The following is a 16924-nucleotide window of genomic DNA, read 5'->3' on the forward strand; positions in this document are numbered from 1 at the left end:
ATGATCCAATGGGCCGGTCTGGCTGTGTTCCTGCTGGCGATCTTTGTCGCAGTTCCGGCTTTCATCGGGGCATCGGGGCGAACCGACTTCTACTATACTCTGACTTCGGTGGCGCTGTTGTCGATCGCCAGTGCGGGTGTCTGGCTGACCTTCTATATCGGCCGCATTAACATCGGTCAGGGGGCATTTGCCCTGATCGGGGCATATGTCTCGGCTATCCTGGTGACCAAGGCGGGCATGTCCTTCTGGCTGTCACTGCCGTTAGCGGGGCTATTCGCCGCCGGAGTGGCGGTCGTGATCGGCGTGCCGATCCTGCGGCTGCGTGGGGTCTATTTCGCGATGATCTCACTGGTGCTGACGCAGGTGGTGACGCTGACCGCGCTAGCGCTGCCGATCACCAACGGGGCCAAGGGCATCACCTCGATCCCTCTGCCGGGCGGGGTGTCCATCTTTGGCCTGACACTGATCCCGGATTTCGCGACGTTGGAAAACCCCAGGCTGGCCTTCTACTATGCGGCCTGCGTGCTGATGGTCCTGACCTTCGCGGCAATGTACCGGCTGGTGAATTCACGGCTAGGCCATCTCTGCCGGTCGATGCAGCAGAATGAGGAACTGGCCAGTTCCATTGGCGTCAACATCTCGTACATCCGGGTCATTGTGTTTGCGATTTCCTCCTTTCTGGGCGGCATTGGCGGGGCCATGTTCGGCTCCATCGCGCAATCGGTCTACCCGTCCAGCTTTCAGGTCGCCGACAGTGTGAATTTCATGCTGAACTGCTTCCTTGGCGGGCTTGGCTATGTCTTCGGCCCAATGCTGGGCACGTTGGTTCTGTATTTCGGTTGGGATCTGCTGTTCGAGCTCGGTCGGTTCCAGTTGCTGGCCTATTCCAGCCTGCTGATCATCCTGATGCTGGTGCTGCCCAACGGGTTGCTCAGCCTGCGGCTGCCCGGCCGGAAAGGAGCGGACAAATGAGCCATCTGCTGGAAGTCCGCCATGTCACCAAAAAGTTCGGCGGTCTGACCGCCAACAGCGACATCTCGTTCAACGTCAACGAAAATGAAATCCTTTCGGTGATCGGACCGAACGGCGCGGGAAAAAGCACGCTGTTCAAGATGATCTCGTCCTTCTTGCCCACCACAACAGGCGAGGTGCTCTACAAGGGCGAGCGGATTTCGAACCTGAAACCACATATTGTGGCACGCAAGGGCGTTGTCCGCACGTTTCAGGAAACAACGATCTTCAAGTCGATGACCGTGCGTGAAAGCATTATCGTGGCCCAGCATCTGCGCGCCCGCGCCTCGCTGGCGGGGTACTTCTGGGGCTCCCGCACGGCGCATGAAGATGTCAACAGTTTTGGCCAATATGCCGATGACCTGATCGCCTTTCTGGGCATGTCAGACATTGCCAATGAGCAGGCCTCGAACCTGCCGCAGGGCAATCTGCGCGCGCTGGGGATCGCCATTGGTCTGGCCACCGACCCCAAAGTTCTGCTGCTGGACGAACCTTTTGCCGGGATGAACCATGACGAGACCATGAAAATGGTCAACCTGGTGCGCAAGGTCCGCGATGACCGGGGCGTGACCGTGATGCTGGTGGAACATGACATGCCTGCGGTGATGAATATTTCCGACCGGATCGTGGTGCTGAACTTTGGCGAAATGATCGCCGAGGGCACGCCCGCGGAAATCCAGAACAACGAAAAGGTCATCGAAGCCTATCTGGGCAGCGCCGATGACGAGATCGGGATCTGAGCCATGAGCAAGATGCTGGAATTCAAGGATGTCGAGCTCTACTACGATCACGTCTATGCGCTGAAAGGTGTGTCGATTGATCTGGAACAGGGCGAAACCGTCGCCCTGATTGGTGCCAATGGCGCGGGCAAAAGCTCGATCCTACGGGCCATCACCGGGCTGGCCGGGATCAGATCCGGCTCGGTCGCCTTCGAGGGCGAGATGATCGCCGGTACAAACCCGGCCGGGATCGTCTCGAAAGGGATTGCGATGGTGCCCGAGGGGCGACGCGTCTTTCCCTATATGTCCGTGAAGGACAACCTGTTGATGGGGGCATTCACCCGGTCGGACAAGGCGGGCATTCAGCAAACACTGGATTCGGTGTTGGACCGGTTCCCGCGCTTGAAGGAACGCTATTCCCAATCCGCCGGAACGCTGTCGGGCGGCGAACAGCAGATGATGGTGATCGGGCGCGCGCTGATGGCGAAACCGCGCCTGTTGCTGCTGGACGAGCCATCGCTGGGTATTGCGCCCAAGCTGGTACAGGACATTGCCCGATCCATTGTTGCCATCAACCGCGACGAAGGCGTATCGGTTTTGTTGGTCGAACAGAACTCGCGCATGGCTCTATCGATCTCGCATCGTGCCTATGCGCTGACAACCGGCAATGTGGTCATCTCAGGAAACTCCAAAGAGCTTCTGAGCGATCCGCGGATCAAAGCTGCCTATCTGGGCGGAGAAGTGTGAGAACGTTGTGAAACTGCTTGTCGTCAATCCCAACACTACCGCTTCGATGACGCGAAAGATCGCGGCAGCGGCGCGTGAGGCCGCGCATCCCGAAACCGAGATCATTGCTACGAACTCTCAGGTTGGCCCGGCCAGTATTCAGGGTTATCTGGACGTATCGACCTGCGTGCCCGGATTGCTTGATGTCGTCAAAGACTACCCGGATGCGGATGCCATCGTGGTGGCCTGTTTCGATGACACCGGCGTCGATGCCGTGCGGTGCGTAACTTCGGCCCCGGTCATCGGGGTTGGGGAGGCGGCGTACCACGCGGCGTCCATGATCAGCCCAAAATTCAGCGTCATCACCACCTTGTCGCGCTCACTTGCCGGGTTAGAGGCCAATCTGTTGCGCTATGGTTTGGATCGTCGCTGCGTCAAGGTTCGGGCTTCGGACGTACCGGTTCTGAAGCTTGAGGAAAATGACCCCAAATCCGTCGACAAAATCCGCGCCGAAATCCGCGCCGCCATTGACGAGGACCGCGCCGAAGCCATCGTTCTGGGCTGCGCGGGGATGACAGATCTGATGTCGCACCTGTCCGAGGAATTCGGCCTGCCGGTGGTCGATGGCGTTGCCTGCGCCGTCACCTTTGCCGAGGCGCTGGTGAAGGCCAAGCTGAAAACCTCAAAGCTGTGTTCCTATGCTTGATAGACACCGCCAACGTAGCGCTTCAGAGAAACAGAACGCTTTGAACGATCAACAATTGCAAGTTCAAAAGCTATAGATCTGGGGTAACGTTCAAGAGTACCGTCACCGTAACTTCGCTGTCTGAGTGCGTTAAGCAAACCGCTAGACTTAACATTGCATAGGTTATCAATGCAGCGGGCTCCCGCGAAGACCAGAGCGCGTTGTCCTCAGCCTCTCCAAAGGAAATTAGCCATGTCACGCTTTAGTGCCGCCCATGGGTTTTCTTGTCTGCTATCGCTCTCGCAGCTACCGTTATGTTCTGGCTATGGAACAAAATGAATTCGGGACCTAAGCCACCTTTTTTTATCAAGATTTTCCCGGTTTTTTAGGCAGGAGCTCAGTGTTGTTCGATCGAACTCTCCCAAGCGTCGATAAAACGAAGTCTTTTTAGTTTATCCAGAAATACCAAAAGGTTGGGTCCAAGTTTGATCGTATTCAGGGATTCACCACCCGTCAGGTTCGACCCTTTGATCGAAGAAAACCCGGTTGCGTCAATAATGTCTGGATGCTTGTCGAGATTGGCCAGAAAATCGATCATCTTGCCCGAGACAGCAGCGTTTTTCGACGTCGCAGGAATGAGTGCCGTTCGCACCATGATCGTCGAGAAATCGGTGAGGCTTACAACCTGAACGTTTTGTTCAAGCGGGCTGGTTTGGGCGTTCGAATAGCTGCCGAGGACGTTGTAGGCGATTGCAAGTTCGCCACTTTCGACTCTCGCGATCATGTCTGAAGAGCAACAGAAAAGGCGCACGTCCAGTTGTCCCATAAGTTCCATCAACTGCCAGAAGCTCTCTGAGCTACGGGAATCCTGGGTGGCAAAAAGATAACCAAGTCCAGATGATCGTATGTCATAAGTGCCAATTTTACCCCGGAAACGTTCTGGGTTTTCTCGTAATATCCGGATCAGATCGGATCGGTTTGACGGGACAGGCAACCCATCCAAGGCCACCTTTGAAATCAACAACACGGCCGGTTCCATTGTGAATGCGAAAATCTGATTTCGCCAACCAGCCCAGTCCGGTAGCCCGGTAATCTGGCTAGAGTCGTACGACTGAGCATAGCCGTCATTGACAAGCTTGGTTTGCAGGTCCATCGCCGACGAAATCACCAGATCGAACCGGCCGCTATCCGTGTAAACGGCGTTAAACACTTCAAGGCTGCTTGCTACGGTATAATGCACTGATATTTCGGGGTTATCATGCTGAAACCCGGTGATGATCGGTGTAAAAATATCCAGGTCTGCAGTTGAAAGTATATGCAACTCTGCACCGTCAAAAACAGCGGGAAAGTGCTTTTCTGCCTCGATGTCAAGAGACTGCGCGGGGCGCGCCAACACGATAAGAACAACAGCTAGGAGGTTGGCAATATGATGGAAACGCATGCGCCCTCTCCTTCCTTGGAATTCTCGATTTCAAGCTGACCCGCATGAGCAACGAGAACATCTGAAACGATTGTTAACCCCAGGCCCGAACCGATTGTACCCTCGGCATTGGATCCCCTGGTGAACCGGTCTGCCAGCCCCTCGATTTCTGCCACTGGGAAACCTGTCCCTTCGTCCTCAACCGATATCCGAATCCAATCTCCGTCGCTTTCCGCTGAAACCGTGACACAGGTATCGTGCGGTGAGTATTTGATTGCATTGTCCAGAACATTGCCCAACGCGCTTTCCAACAGCACAGGATCACCGGCACATATCAGGTTCTCGGCTGGGCCTTGGAAGGAAATACCAATCCCCTTCATCTCAGCCACCGGTAAAAGCCGGTCGAGAACAGCTTCGATCAATGCTGTCACAGGAACTTCCTGGCGCTGCAAATGATCAGTTCGAAACCCGACGGTCGCATGATCGAGAATCTGGCGCGCCGAACGAGAGGTTTCTTCTGCAGCTTCAATGATTTCGCGAATTGCACGTCGGCTTTGCGTGGATTTGGTCGTGCGCAGCGCGATTTCCGCATTTGTTTGCACCAGCGCCATGGGCGTGCGGATGCGGTGCGCAGCTTCTGCAATGAAATCTTCGGACCGGTCAAGCGCCTTACTGAAGCGCACCATCAGGCGATTAAGCGCGGTAACCAGCGGTGCGATCTCGGAAGGTACTTTTTCGTTGACCGGGCGCAAATCCCGGGGGCCACGTCTTTCAACGGCAGTTGAAACGTCTTGCAATGGCCGTATGGCTGATTGTGCGGCGAGCAGCACCAAAACCACAGCAGTCGCAAAGAAGGCGATGCCCACGGCGGTTGCGATCGTGCGAACCCCCGAGGTTACCTCGTTGAACCCCGATCGTGTCTGGGCGACAGACACAACAGCGCCAACGGACCTTTCCAAGGTGCTAAGCGGCCGGATGACACTTGCAATCCGAATTTCCGCGCCCCGATATTGTGTCGACGAAAAGGACGGTTGGCCGACACTTTCCGGCACAAGCTCAACAGGTAGGTCTTCGTACCCGGTTACGGCTTCACCCCCGACATCAATACGATAGAACACACGATCATCGCTTAGCGCGCCAAGCATCGAGAACGCAGAATATGGGATGTCCACCACCAGTTCACCGCTTTCAGATCGGATCGCATCCGCGATTGATGTCGCAGCAGAGGCCAGAACCTGATCCTGGGTAATTTGCGCAGTGTTTTCGCCAATAACCTTGACCGAATAGGCAAATAAAACCGATAGAAGGGCCGCGACGATTGAAAGTTGAAAAACAAGCCGCCTGCGGATGGAATGTGTGGTCAGGATGTTCATTCACAAATGTTTAACCGATAGCCACGCCCGCGCACAGTTTCGATTTCCAGGTTGGACTGTGCCAGCTTTTTGCGCAGCCTGCCGATGTAAACTTCGACGGCATTGTCGGACCCTTCGGACCCGAAGGCAAAAAGCCTGTCCAGCAAAAACGACTTTGATTGTAACCTGCCGGGGGCAGAGAACAGCGCCTCGAAAAGACGAAGTTCCTGATTGCGCAGAGAGGTCGATTTTCCCTCGATGCTCAGCGTACCTTCCAGGGTGTCAAATTCGACATTGCCTAGCGCGGTTTTGTTTGATGCATCACCGCGCTTGCGCCGCAAGACCGCGCGGCAACGCGCCTCCAACTCGGCAAACGCAAATGGCTTGACGATAAAATCATCCGCACCAGCGTCAAGCGTTTCAATTCTGTCGGTCAGTTCCGAGCGAGCCGTGATGACAATGACGGGGCTTTTGTCGGCCCTCGCCCGAAGTGATTTCAGCAAATCCCACCCATGCCCGTCCGGTAACGTCAGATCCAGCAATATCATGTCATATTCGGTAGAGTGCAGCATCGCCTCGGCCGCGCCGATATCGGAAACGGAATCCACCACGTGCCCATCCAGCACCAAGCGTTCCGAGATTGCTCTGGATAGCTTTTCGCTGTCTTCGACCAGCAGGAACCGCATTTCTTTGCTCCAAATTTGTCAGATCAGAACGTCTGCAGGGCCACGCCTGGGTGGATACAAGCAATACTATCGCTGCATTCCATGCGCATGCCCGGGTTCTGTCAACCGTACACAATTGCAGGGTACATTCATCACCTGACAATTACCTGTCGCGTCGGTTCAACTCAATAAATTGACGAAATCAGGGCGCGACAGGAGTTTGTCAGGTTCCACACGTAAGATTAAGGCCTCGCGACTGAAACGCCATAGAATACAGACGTTTCATGATAACAAATGGGAGGAAACCGTGAAGAAAATTCACTTTACCCGGCGCATTGCTTTGGCCGCCGCAGCATCACTGGCGCTTGTGGCGCCCGGATTTGCAGATGATCAAAAGGTTTTGGACAGCATCCATTTCCTCATTCCCGGCGGCGCAGGCGGCGGATGGGACGGAACCGCCCGCGGCACTGGCGAAGCACTGACCAAATCCGGCCTCGTTGGTACGGCTTCCTATGAAAACATGTCAGGCGGCGGTGGCGGGAAGGCCATTGGGTTCCTGATTGAAAACGCCGACAGCAACCACGGAACACTCATGGTCAATTCGACACCGATCGTGATCCGGTCGCTGACAGGTGTGTTTCCGCATAACTTTCGCGACCTGACTTTGGTTTCGGGAACGATCGGGGACTATGCGGCGCTTGTTGTCGGTAAAGACAGCCCGATCAACTCGATGGACGATTTGCTTGCCGCCTACGACGCTGATCCATCCAGCACCGCCATCGGTGGTGGCTCCGTACCTGGGGGCATGGATCATCTTGTTGCGGCCATGGTCATGGAAGCGGCTGGCAAGGATGCACTTGGCGTCAAGTACATTCCCTATGACGCAGGCGGAAAGGCCATGGCGGCCCTTTTATCCGGGGAGATTGCGGCGCTTTCAACCGGCTTTTCCGAAGCGGTCGATCTTGCAAATGCAGGCGAAGTCAAAATCATCGGTGTGACATCGGATGAGCGCGTCCCTGCGGCACCAGACGCAATGACCATGAAAGAGCAGGGGATCGATACGACCTTTGTCAACTGGCGTGGATTCTTCGGGGCACCCGGGCTGCCAGCAGAACAGCTGGCCGAATATCAGGACGCGATCGCAAAAATGTACGACACACCTGAATGGGAAGAAGTACGTGCGCGCAACGGATGGGTGAACATCCACAATTCGGGCGATGACTTCCAGTCATTCCTGGAAGCTCAGGAACAGGCCATCGGCGACCTGATGAAAAAGCTGGGCTTTCTCTAAGATCGGTCAAATGTGAACTTGGCAAAGCGGCCCCCCCGCTTTGCCGCTTCTTTCTGGGAGGAAACGATGGCGCTGGATCGCTGGATCGCTTTGTTATTGCTCGGGGTTTGCCTGGTTTATGGGTATACAGCCTGGTTCACAATGGATGCTCAGCTTGCTCCTTTCATGCAGCGAAACCCAATCTGGCCCAGCACATTTCCAAAAGTGCTGTCGATTTTGGGCGTCGTAGCATCAACCGTAATTCTGTTGGGTTTGGAAAGCAGCGAGCAAAAGGTCGGTGACATCGATTACCGCCGTCTGGGTGATTATCACCTTGGGCAAGCCCTGCTTCTGCTGGGGTTGATGATAGTCTACGCACTTTCGTTGCGCCCCGTCGGATTTCTTGTCGCGACATCAGGATTCCTGATCTTGGGGTCATATATTTTGGGCGAACGTAAGTGGCATATCATGGTGCCGATAGCCGCCGTCGCGGCGGTTTTCGTCTGGTATCTTGTGCAGCAGGTTCTTGGCATCTATATGCGCCCGCTCCCCGGATTTGTTGGAGGCTGATATGTTAGAGGGACTATTAACCGGCCTGCAAACGGCACTTTCAGTGCAAAACCTGCTGATGGTCATCGGCGGGTGTCTGATTGGGACATTCATCGGCATGTTGCCGGGTCTTGGCCCAATGTCGATTATCGCGATCATGATCCCGGTGGCCATATCCATCGGCGATCCGTCAGCCGCACTGATATTGCTTGCCGGTGTTTACTATGGCGCGATCTTTGGCGGTTCCACCTCGTCGATCCTGCTGAATGCACCGGGGGTTGCGGGTACAGTCGCCAGTAGCTTTGATGGGTATCCGATGGCCCGAAAAGGCAAGGCGGGCAAGGCGTTGACGATTGCAGCGATCTCCAGCTTTGCCGGTGGCTCTATCGGGGCACTTTTGCTGCTGGTATTTGCACCGGCCTTGTCCTCGGTTGCGCTGCTGTTTCATTCCGCCGAATACTTTGCCTTGATGGTTGTCGGCCTATCGGCGATTGCCGCATTTGCCGGAACCGGTCAGGTGGCCAAGGCGCTGATGATGACATTGTTGGGCCTTATCATGGCGACGGTTGGCGAAGGGGCCCTGTTCAATCTGCCGCGCTTTACCATGGGGATTATGGATCTGCAGTCAGGTTTTGGTTTCATTACCCTGGCGATGGCGATGTTCGCATTACCTGAGGCGCTGTTTTTGGTGCTGAAGCCAAAAGAGCTTGGGGGAAGTGGCGACAGTGAGATCAAGGATTTGCGGATAAGCCGGTCAGAGGCGAAATCCATCGCACCCGTTATCGGACGTCAATCAATTCAGGGTTTCTTTATCGGCGTTCTACCCGGTGCTGGTGCAACCATCGCCAGCTTTCTGGGGTATGCGGTTGAACGAAACATCGCGACCAAGGAAGAACAGGAAGAGTTCGGCAAAGGCTCGATCAAGGGTCTGGCAGCGCCGGAAACGGCAAATAACGCGGCCTGTACCGGATCGTTTGTGCCTCTGTTGACCCTTGGCATTCCCGGCAGCGGCACGACAGCAATTTTGCTTGGCGCTCTGCTCGCTCTCAACGTTACACCCGGGCCACGCCTGATGATCGACGAACCGCAAATCTTTTGGGCGGTGATCATGTCGATGTTCATCGGCAATCTGGTTCTGTTGATCCTGAACCTGCCGTTAATCCCCTACATCGCCAAGGTTCTTTCGGTGCCGCGAAATTACCTGATCCCATTCATTCTGTTCTTTACCTTGATGGGTGCCTACATCGGCCAGAACAACGCCACCGAACTGTTGCTGCTGGTGGTGTTCGGTATCTGCGCAACAGCGCTGAAGTTTGCGGACTATCCGTTGGCACCGTTACTTATCGGCTTCATTCTGGGCGGCATGCTAGAGGACAACTTCTCACGCTCCATGCAGCTCTATGATGGAATAGCCTTTATCTGGGAACGCCCGATGACACTGGGACTGCTGGTAATCGCTGCGATCCTTGTCATCTTGCCAAGCTACCGCGCCCGCCGGGCAAGGGCGCGGGCAGAAGGCGTCGCAGACGGAGATTAAGTAATTCTTGGCTCGTCATGAGCAGCCCCATTTGAATGATCCAAATTGAAAGTTAGCGCATAGTGGCAACGGGCGGGTTCCAGAAATGGCAAACCCGTCCTGGTAAACTTGATCAGTGCCGCCAGCCTCCAGACCGCAATGCTGATGTGGGCCACAGTTCTCGGTGTTTACCTGCGAAACTCCGCCCGTTAGGTTTGAGCACTGGCTGCTTTCGCGTTGAATCGTTAACAGGATCCTGAATGCCCATTGATCTCTCCGTTGCGCATAGGCTTGCCGCTCCTCCGCGCGTCAAGCGTCGTACGTTGCGCGTTATCGGTACGGACGTCACCCTTTTGGAAGGTGTCCGGCAAGCGGCCATCGCAGACCTTCAGTTCGACATCGAATATGAATCTCTCGACTTTCTAACATGTCAGCGCCGGGCGGCGATGAACCCCGAGCATTATGACATTTACGAGCAGTGTTTTCATAACCTTGATATCGTCTGGTATTGGGGCGCACTTCAGCCCATTGATACGCAGCGTATCGCGGAATGGGACAATATCGGTGACCTGTCGAAACTTGGCGGTGTCAGTAAATATATGCGGCAGGGTTATGGCGACGCGCCGGTTCGCAAACTCTATGTGCAACCCGATGGTGTTTTGGGGCAGCAACCCATGCAGTTCATCTCGATGTTGCCCACCGCGCATAATGTGGATTCCTTTGGCTTTGATCGCCGGGTCTTTGGTGACGAAGGGCCAGAGGGCGCAAGCTGGGCCTGGCTTTTGGACAGGCGGGCCAAAGGACGTATTGCCATTGTGGATGAGCCTGCGATTGGGTTGTTCGATGCCGCCTTGTCGGCCGAGGCCAACGGCGATCTCAGTTTTTCCGATATAGGCAACATGACGGTCGATGAGATCGATAGCCTTATGGCGCTGCTGGAAACGCTCAGACAGCGGGGGTTCTTTTGTGACAGTTGGAAATCCGCACAAGATGCCGAGGCCCTACTGCACGCTGACAAAGTGTCCGCCCAAAGCATGTGGTCGCCCTCATACGGAAATCTGGGGCCGATGCAGGATCACTTTGTTGAAAGCGTACCGCGCGAAGGTTACCGCGCCTGGCATGGCGGGGCCTCGTTGGCCAGACATCTGACCGGGACCAAGCTGGGCATGGCCTATGAGTACCTCAATTGGTGGCTGACCGGGAAAGCCGGGGCGATCATGGCCCGGCAGGGCTATTACATGACGGTTCAGGAAAAGACCCGCCAGTATCTGAGCGAGAACGAGTGGGACTATTGGTATGACGGTCAGGTCGCCCGGTCGGACCTTGTTGGGACAGAAGGCCAGACAGTTGTTCGTAAGGGGCACCGACGTCCGGGAGGGGCCTACCATGAACGGGTAAGTCGGATTGCGCTTTGGAACACCGTGATGGATGAATACAATTACGCCGCCCGGTCGTGGAACCGATTTATTGCTGCCGTACGCGAGAACCGGTCATGAGCAAATCTGAGATAAAGCGGGGTCAGGAACCTCTGTATGAGGTGATCAGCGACATTCTGAAACGCAATATCCTGTCTGGTCGCCTGCCGGTGGGTCTGGTTCTGATCGAAGGCCCGATAGCAAACCTCATGAAGACAAGCCGCGCACCGGTTCAGGTGGCTTTGCGAAAACTGCACGAAGAAGAGTTAATTCATCGCTTCCGCGGTCGAGGCTATCTAGTGGGCGATGCCTCGGCAGACGCCGAGCCGATCCGGCAGCCGATTGATGAGTTTCAGCTTGAAATCCCCGACCAATCCAAATCAGCCCTTGCCGTACGCGGCACATGGTTGCGCGTCTACGATCAGGTCGAAGCGGATGTTGCGGCCTGCCAGGTGTTCGGCGAATTTCGCCTGGTCGAAACCGAACTGGCTGATTTTCTGGGCGTCAGCCGAACGGTCGCACGCGATGTTCTGAGCCGCCTGAACGAAAGGGGGCTGATCCGCAAGGGCGCATCTTCGCACTGGCTGGCCGGCCCGTTGACGGCACGTGTTCTGCGCGAAAAATATCAGCTGCGCGCTATCGTCGAACCCGCCGCACTGCTGTTGGCCGCCGATCACATTGAACCCGCAGAAATCACGAAAGTGCGCGAAGAAATCCGACATGGGCTGACCCGCGAAACCGACGCCTATGAGGCGGCATTCCAAAAACACTGCCTGGAACGCGCACCAAATGCCGCACTGGTCGAGATGATCCGCAACAACCGCCTGCTTCTTTCGTCAGTCAACGAAGCATTGAACCGCCTGGGTCTGCCGCCGGACCGGGTTGCTTTGGATCAGTATCAGATCCTGTTTGATCTGATTGGTTCACGTCAGATCAACGCAGCAGCAGAATACCTCAAGGAACATTTACGGCTTCTTGCGGACAAGAATTTGGCACGTCTGAAGATCGTCGCGCTGGTGCCAGAGGCAGAGGCGATTCCGCGCTACCTCTCTCCCTTATAAATGCATTAAGAACACATTAATCATTTTTAATCTTTAAAAAATTGAACGGAATTTATAATTCTGAGTAGTTTTGTTGATTTTTGACGTATTTATTAAAGAAAGATGGTTGTTGACCGCCATCTAAATCCAACTTTTCATACGATATACGTTTTTACAAGGCCGCACCCAGTGCGCCACAACATCCTTGTGAAAGCGTCTGCCGGGGCGTTCACGACGCATCCAGTTGTTTGAATATCGAGTGGGGACTTGAATGGCCAAGAATGAATCCATTTTCAGGCTAGAAAACATCACACGCCGCTTCGGCGCATTGACTGCGCTGGACAATATCTCGTTCGATGCACCGCGGAACGAATACATCTCTTTGCTTGGACCGTCAGGTTCAGGAAAGACCTCACTTTTGCGGGTCGTAGCCGGATTTGAAAAGCCTGATACCGGTCGGATCCACTTTATGGGCCGCGACATCACGGACTTGCCGGCACACAAACGCGGCATCGGTTTCGTGTTTCAGAATTTTGCGCTTTTTCCACATCTGACGGTGTTTGAAAACATCGCGTTCGGCCTGCGCAACGGAACAGATGACGTCACCGATGCAGAGATCAACAGCCGGGCCCAGGACATGGTTGAACTGGTTGGCCTTGAGGGGCTTGAAGATCGCGTCCCCGATCAGATTTCAGGGGGTCAGAAGCAGCGTGTCGCCCTGGCCCGAACGCTGATCATGCAACCCAAGTTGGTTCTATTAGACGAACCCCTGGGTGCGTTGGATGCTAATCTGCGCGGGCGGATGCAGACCGAGCTGCGCCAGATTCGCGAACGCCTCGACGTTACATTCCTGCATGTCACCGGCAGCGAGACCGAATCCCTGGCCATGGGCGATACCGTTGCCGTGCTGGACCGCGGGCGGATCATTCAGTCGGGCACGCCGGAACAAATCCATGACACCCCGTCCAGCCCGGATGTGGCCCTGTTTCTGAACCGGTTCAACCTGTTTGACGGAAGGCTGTCCGCACAGTCCTTTCAGGGCCCGTTTGGCACCGTGCCGGTAAGTTACGTGTGCCAAAACCCGAAAGATGTCTACGCCGTTCGATATGACCGCACCAAGGCGTTCAGAAAAGGCGATGCCCTGCCCGGCCCGGCCCTGCCAGCCAGATTTCTTGCCAGCGAATATCTTGGATCATCCATCATCTCATTTTTTGAAACCGCCGACCACAAACAGGTCGAAGTGGATCACCATCTGAGTTTCGGCGACCCCGATGATTACAACGTCGGAGAAGAATACATCCTGTCCTGGGATCCCCGTCACGCCATCGTCTTTGGATCGGAGGTTGCGGCATGAGTACCGGAAGCCCTTCGACCCAACGAAACACGTTCACCGGCTGGCTCTTGGCGCCCGGAGTGTTCTGGATGATCCTGTTTCTGGTCGCACCGATCATGATGATCGTCTACGTCTCCTTCTGGACGCAGACGACCTTTGCCATCAACTCGACCCTGACGCTGGACAGTTGGAAGAACTTCTTTAGCTCCGAGGCGTATGTGGGCGCTTTGTGGACCACGCTTCGATTGTGGCTGATCGTTCTCGCGCTGACCTTCATCATCGGCTATCCGGCAGCGCTGTTCGTCGGGCTTTTGGTCAAAAGCAAGACCGTCTCGACCATTCTGCTTGTGCTGTGTGTGATCCCGTTCTGGACGTCCTTCCTGATCCGCGTTCTGGCCTGGCGGCCGATGCTGGGCAAGGAAGGGGCGATCAACATCATCCTGCAAAAGCTGGGCCTGATCGACAGCCCGATCGAGGTTCTTTTGTTCTCGGAACTTTCGGTGATCATCGGCATGACACAAATCTATGTCGTGTTCATGGTCGGTCCCATCGCCTTTATGCTGGGCCGGATCGACCGAAACATAATCGAAGCAGCGCGCGACCTTGGCGCAGGTTTTGGCCGGATTTTCTGGAAGATCATCTTTCCGCTCAGCCTGCCGGGCGTAGTCGTGGGGGCCATTTTCGTCAGCGTGATGGTTCTGGGTGAGTTCGCGACATCCGGGGCGCTTTCGGGGCGCAAGGTAAATCTGCTGGGCAACATCATCGTTACCCAGGTCGGGTCGCTCAAATGGGCAATGGCCTCGGTCGTGGGCGTGATCCTCACCATACTTCTTGGCATCGTCGTCGCCGGTTTCCTGCGCATCGTCGACCTGAAAAACGAGCTGTGATCATGGAATCCAAAACTCTCAAACCCATCCTCGCAGTCTACGTCGCAGCGTTCATCCTGTTTCTGTATGGCCCGTTCATCGTGTTGGGCATCCTGTCCTTTCAGCAAGGACCCGAAGGCGGGCCACAATTCCCGATCATCGAATGGTCAACCTACTGGTACAAGCATCTTTTCGGCCTGACACCGCCATCGCGCATCGCGCCCTTACCGGTGGGAGAGGCCCTGCTGCGGTCGCTGACATTGGCTTTCATGACAATGGTCACGGCCACAGTGCTGGGCGTGATGGCAGCGCAGGCATTCCGTCGCCGATTCCGCGGGGCAGGCATCGTCTTCTATCTGATCGTTCTGGGCATGATGGTGCCGGGTGTCCTGACCGGGCTTGGTACATCCTTGCTGGCCAACAATGTCGTCGGCATTGAGCGCCACTGGTGGACCACCGCCTTTGTAACGCATGTCGTCTACACCTTTCCCTTTGCGTTCCTGGTAATGCTGGCAATCCTCAACCGGTTCGACGGCTCGGTCGAAGAAGCAGCCTGGTCCTTGGGTGTTTCACCGGCCCGGACATTCCGCAAAGTGACCTTCCCTCTGATCTTTCCGGGTGTTTTGTCTGCAATGCTGTTCGCCTTTACACTCAGCTTTGACGAATTCCCGCGAACGCTGTTTGCATCGGGCCGGGATCAGACGTTGCCGCTGGCGATTTACGGCACTTTCTCGGTCGAAATTCACCCCAATATCTTTGCCTTCGGCGTGATGACGACGCTGTTCTCATTCGCGCTGCTGACCGTCTACGGCATCCTGATGGGCCTGAGCGTGCGCAGAGCCAAAAAGATCGCCATGCAGGAAGACATCTCATGAGCATCGCGATCATCACAGGCGCCGGTTCCGGCATTGGTCAGGCAATCGCCGAAAATCTGGCGGCCAGCGGGTTTAAGGTTCTGGTCAATGATTTTGACGCCGACGCCGCCGCGAAAACAACCGCCCGGATCGGAGCAAATGCCGCCGCGCATCATGGTGATGTCTCGAACCCGGCGGATGTGGCGCAGATGATCGAACACTGCGCACGGGAATTTGGGGCCCCGACACATTTAGTGAACAATGCCGGTCACGTGCATCAGGCGGCGTTCACCGAGCTAACGGTTGATGAGTTCGACCGCATGATCGCGGTGCATCTGCGCGGCACGTTCCTTTGCACTAAGGCAGTTCTGCCGGGCATGTTGAACGCCGGTAAAGGCTGTGTGGTGAATGTCGCCTCGCAGCTGGGGCAAATCGGTGGCGTCGAGTTGGCGCATTATTCTGCCGCAAAGGCGGGCATCATCGGCATGACCAAGGCACTGTCACGCGAAGTGTCCGCCAAGGGCGTGCGCGTCAACGCCGTGGCACCCGGGCCGATCAACACGCCGTTGGTCCGGGCCCTGTCACCCGACTGGCAGGCGGCGAAGGCCGCTGAACTTCCACTGGGTCATTTTGGGGAACCCGAGGATGTGGCCGACACAGTCGCATTTCTGTGTTCGGATGCCGCGCGCCTTTACGTGGGACAGACCCTTTGCCCGAACTCAGGAGACGTGATGCTATGAGCGATATCGTGTTCATCACCGGGGGCAGCATCGGCATCGGCCGCGCCTGTGCGATCGCATTCGCGGCCCGAGGCGACACCGTCATCGTCACGGATGTGATGGAGGCTGAAGGACGCGCTGTTGTCGCCGAGATCGAAGATGCCGGAGGCCGGGCCGAGTTTCACAAATTGGACGTTCGATGCACGGACCAAGCCAACGCCGTGATTGCCGATGTCGAAACGCGCCATGGGGCCATCGACACAATCGTCGCCAACGCGGGTATCGCGCACCGGGTGCCGCTGGACCAGCTGACCGATGAGAAATGGGACCACACCTTCGACATTGACCTCAAGGGAATGTTCCGCGCGATCCGCCCGGCCCTTGCCGGGATGAAGGCGCGCGGCACAGGCAGCATCGTCTGCCTGTCGTCCATCATGGGTGTCGCCTATGGCTGGGACGAACACGTTCACTATTCAGCCGCCAAAGCGGGGGTCGTCGGGCTTGTGCGCGGGCTGGCCGTGGAACTAGCGCGAAGCGGGGTGCGTGTGAACGGTGTGGCACCCGGCTACATCCGCACTGCTCAACTGCTTTCCGAAGAACACTCGCTGGGGCCCAAAGGGGCTGAAACAGCGGGCGAAAACATTCCGATGGGCCGGATAGGAGAACCTGACGACATCGCCGATGTTGTTGTTTTCCTTGCCTCAAACGGGGCGCGATACCTCACCGGACAAGTGATTGCTGTAGATGGTGGCCTGTTGGTCGGACGGTACTGAATACAGCGGGG

The 16924-nt window shown here is 56.0% G+C and carries 17 protein-coding genes; 14 read left to right on the forward strand and 3 right to left on the reverse strand.

What is annotated here, in order from left to right; translation table 11 throughout:
• From JT51_RS11470 to JT51_RS11485, 4 genes are read left to right on the forward strand one after another with little or no spacing between them, the layout of a single operon-like run.
• Complete coding sequence (locus tag JT51_RS11470) at positions 1 to 972, forward strand: branched-chain amino acid ABC transporter permease (RefSeq protein WP_037312543.1); 972 nt, start codon at positions 1 to 3, stop codon at positions 970 to 972.
• Positions 969 to 1751: an ABC transporter ATP-binding protein gene (locus tag JT51_RS11475; protein ID WP_037312548.1), complete on the forward strand. Its 783-nt coding sequence runs from the start codon at positions 969 to 971 to the stop codon at positions 1749 to 1751. Before JT51_RS11470 ends, JT51_RS11475 begins: the two co-directional genes overlap by 4 nt.
• Positions 1752 to 1763: 12 nt before the next feature.
• Positions 1764 to 2477, forward strand: coding sequence for an ABC transporter ATP-binding protein (locus tag JT51_RS11480; RefSeq protein WP_419177307.1), 714 nt, complete (start codon positions 1764 to 1766; stop codon positions 2475 to 2477).
• A 7-nt stretch (positions 2478 to 2484) separates the two neighbouring features.
• Complete coding sequence (locus JT51_RS11485; RefSeq protein ID WP_037312554.1) at positions 2485 to 3162, forward strand: aspartate/glutamate racemase family protein; 678 nt, start codon at positions 2485 to 2487, stop codon at positions 3160 to 3162.
• A 376-nt stretch (positions 3163 to 3538) separates the two neighbouring features.
• On the opposite strand, the gene JT51_RS11490 is transcribed toward JT51_RS11485, so the two are convergent.
• From JT51_RS11490 to JT51_RS11500, 3 genes are read right to left on the reverse strand one after another with little or no spacing between them, the layout of a single operon-like run.
• The gene (locus JT51_RS11490) at positions 3539 to 4582 is read right to left on the reverse strand and encodes an ABC transporter substrate-binding protein (protein ID WP_037312557.1); all 1044 of its coding nucleotides are present in this window, start codon (positions 4580 to 4582) and stop codon (positions 3539 to 3541) included.
• A complete protein-coding gene (locus JT51_RS11495; RefSeq protein ID WP_037312560.1) occupies positions 4552 to 5934 on the reverse strand; it encodes a sensor histidine kinase in 1383 nt (460 codons plus the stop codon). The genes JT51_RS11490 and JT51_RS11495 overlap by 31 nt, the downstream gene beginning before the upstream one ends.
• Positions 5931 to 6599, reverse strand: coding sequence for a response regulator transcription factor (locus tag JT51_RS11500; RefSeq protein WP_037312562.1), 669 nt, complete (start codon positions 6597 to 6599; stop codon positions 5931 to 5933). Before JT51_RS11500 ends, JT51_RS11495 begins: the two co-directional genes overlap by 4 nt.
• A gap of 295 nt (positions 6600 to 6894) precedes the next feature.
• Here JT51_RS11500 and JT51_RS11505 point away from each other — a divergent pair, with 295 nt between their 5' ends.
• The 10 genes from JT51_RS11505 to JT51_RS11550 all read left to right on the forward strand — a co-directional run bounded on the left by JT51_RS11505 (position 6895) and on the right by JT51_RS11550 (position 16913).
• Positions 6895 to 7869, forward strand: a complete 975-nt coding sequence (locus JT51_RS11505) for a tripartite tricarboxylate transporter substrate binding protein (protein ID WP_419177308.1) — start codon at positions 6895 to 6897, stop codon at positions 7867 to 7869.
• Between the two features lie 66 nt (positions 7870 to 7935).
• Positions 7936 to 8418 (forward strand): tripartite tricarboxylate transporter TctB family protein, encoded by a 483-nt coding sequence (locus JT51_RS11510; protein ID WP_037312569.1) that lies wholly within the window; start codon positions 7936 to 7938, stop codon positions 8416 to 8418.
• 1 nt (position 8419) lies between these two features.
• Positions 8420 to 9934 (forward strand): tripartite tricarboxylate transporter permease, encoded by a 1515-nt coding sequence (locus JT51_RS11515; protein ID WP_037312572.1) that lies wholly within the window; start codon positions 8420 to 8422, stop codon positions 9932 to 9934.
• 239 nt (positions 9935 to 10173) lie between these two features.
• Entirely contained in the window at positions 10174 to 11409 is a 1236-nt protein-coding gene (locus tag JT51_RS11520) for an ABC transporter substrate-binding protein (protein WP_037312575.1), read from the forward strand.
• Positions 11406 to 12389: a GntR family transcriptional regulator gene (locus tag JT51_RS11525; RefSeq protein ID WP_037312578.1), complete on the forward strand. Its 984-nt coding sequence runs from the start codon at positions 11406 to 11408 to the stop codon at positions 12387 to 12389. The genes JT51_RS11520 and JT51_RS11525 overlap by 4 nt, the downstream gene beginning before the upstream one ends.
• Positions 12390 to 12639: 250 nt before the next feature.
• Entirely contained in the window at positions 12640 to 13722 is a 1083-nt protein-coding gene (locus JT51_RS11530) for an ABC transporter ATP-binding protein (protein ID WP_037312581.1), read from the forward strand.
• Complete coding sequence (locus JT51_RS11535; protein WP_037312585.1) at positions 13719 to 14588, forward strand: ABC transporter permease; 870 nt, start codon at positions 13719 to 13721, stop codon at positions 14586 to 14588. The genes JT51_RS11530 and JT51_RS11535 overlap by 4 nt, the downstream gene beginning before the upstream one ends.
• A gap of 2 nt (positions 14589 to 14590) precedes the next feature.
• Positions 14591 to 15442 (forward strand): ABC transporter permease, encoded by an 852-nt coding sequence (locus JT51_RS11540; RefSeq protein ID WP_037312587.1) that lies wholly within the window; start codon positions 14591 to 14593, stop codon positions 15440 to 15442.
• Entirely contained in the window at positions 15439 to 16161 is a 723-nt protein-coding gene (locus JT51_RS11545) for an SDR family NAD(P)-dependent oxidoreductase (protein ID WP_037312590.1), read from the forward strand. The genes JT51_RS11540 and JT51_RS11545 overlap by 4 nt, the downstream gene beginning before the upstream one ends.
• A complete protein-coding gene (locus JT51_RS11550; protein WP_037312593.1) occupies positions 16158 to 16913 on the forward strand; it encodes an SDR family NAD(P)-dependent oxidoreductase in 756 nt (251 codons plus the stop codon). Before JT51_RS11545 ends, JT51_RS11550 begins: the two co-directional genes overlap by 4 nt.
• The last annotated feature ends 11 nt before the right edge of the window (positions 16914 to 16924 follow it).

Source organism: Ruegeria halocynthiae (assembly GCF_000743705.1).
Classification (GTDB): domain Bacteria; phylum Pseudomonadota; class Alphaproteobacteria; order Rhodobacterales; family Rhodobacteraceae; genus Ruegeria; species Ruegeria halocynthiae_B.

What these genes read in the sequence shown, in the direction of transcription:
- JT51_RS11470 (WP_037312543.1), top strand. Translation starts at nt 1, where the DNA reads ATGATCCAATGGGCCGGTCTGGCTGTGTTCCTGCTGGCGATCTTTGTC.
- JT51_RS11495 (WP_037312560.1), bottom strand. Translation starts at nt 5,934, where the DNA reads ATGAACATCCTGACCACACATTCCATCCGCAGGCGGCTTGTTTTTCAA.
- JT51_RS11520 (WP_037312575.1), top strand. Translation starts at nt 10,174, where the DNA reads ATGCCCATTGATCTCTCCGTTGCGCATAGGCTTGCCGCTCCTCCGCGC.
- JT51_RS11480 (WP_419177307.1), top strand. Translation starts at nt 1,764, where the DNA reads ATGCTGGAATTCAAGGATGTCGAGCTCTACTACGATCACGTCTATGCG.
- JT51_RS11500 (WP_037312562.1), bottom strand. Translation starts at nt 6,599, where the DNA reads ATGCGGTTCCTGCTGGTCGAAGACAGCGAAAAGCTATCCAGAGCAATC.
- JT51_RS11540 (WP_037312587.1), top strand. Translation starts at nt 14,591, where the DNA reads ATGGAATCCAAAACTCTCAAACCCATCCTCGCAGTCTACGTCGCAGCG.
- JT51_RS11475 (WP_037312548.1), top strand. Translation starts at nt 969, where the DNA reads ATGAGCCATCTGCTGGAAGTCCGCCATGTCACCAAAAAGTTCGGCGGT.
- JT51_RS11510 (WP_037312569.1), top strand. Translation starts at nt 7,936, where the DNA reads ATGGCGCTGGATCGCTGGATCGCTTTGTTATTGCTCGGGGTTTGCCTG.
- JT51_RS11490 (WP_037312557.1), bottom strand. Translation starts at nt 4,582, where the DNA reads ATGCGTTTCCATCATATTGCCAACCTCCTAGCTGTTGTTCTTATCGTG.
- JT51_RS11550 (WP_037312593.1), top strand. Translation starts at nt 16,158, where the DNA reads ATGAGCGATATCGTGTTCATCACCGGGGGCAGCATCGGCATCGGCCGC.
- JT51_RS11525 (WP_037312578.1), top strand. Translation starts at nt 11,406, where the DNA reads ATGAGCAAATCTGAGATAAAGCGGGGTCAGGAACCTCTGTATGAGGTG.
- JT51_RS11530 (WP_037312581.1), top strand. Translation starts at nt 12,640, where the DNA reads ATGGCCAAGAATGAATCCATTTTCAGGCTAGAAAACATCACACGCCGC.
- JT51_RS11535 (WP_037312585.1), top strand. Translation starts at nt 13,719, where the DNA reads ATGAGTACCGGAAGCCCTTCGACCCAACGAAACACGTTCACCGGCTGG.
- JT51_RS11545 (WP_037312590.1), top strand. Translation starts at nt 15,439, where the DNA reads ATGAGCATCGCGATCATCACAGGCGCCGGTTCCGGCATTGGTCAGGCA.
- JT51_RS11515 (WP_037312572.1), top strand. Translation starts at nt 8,420, where the DNA reads ATGTTAGAGGGACTATTAACCGGCCTGCAAACGGCACTTTCAGTGCAA.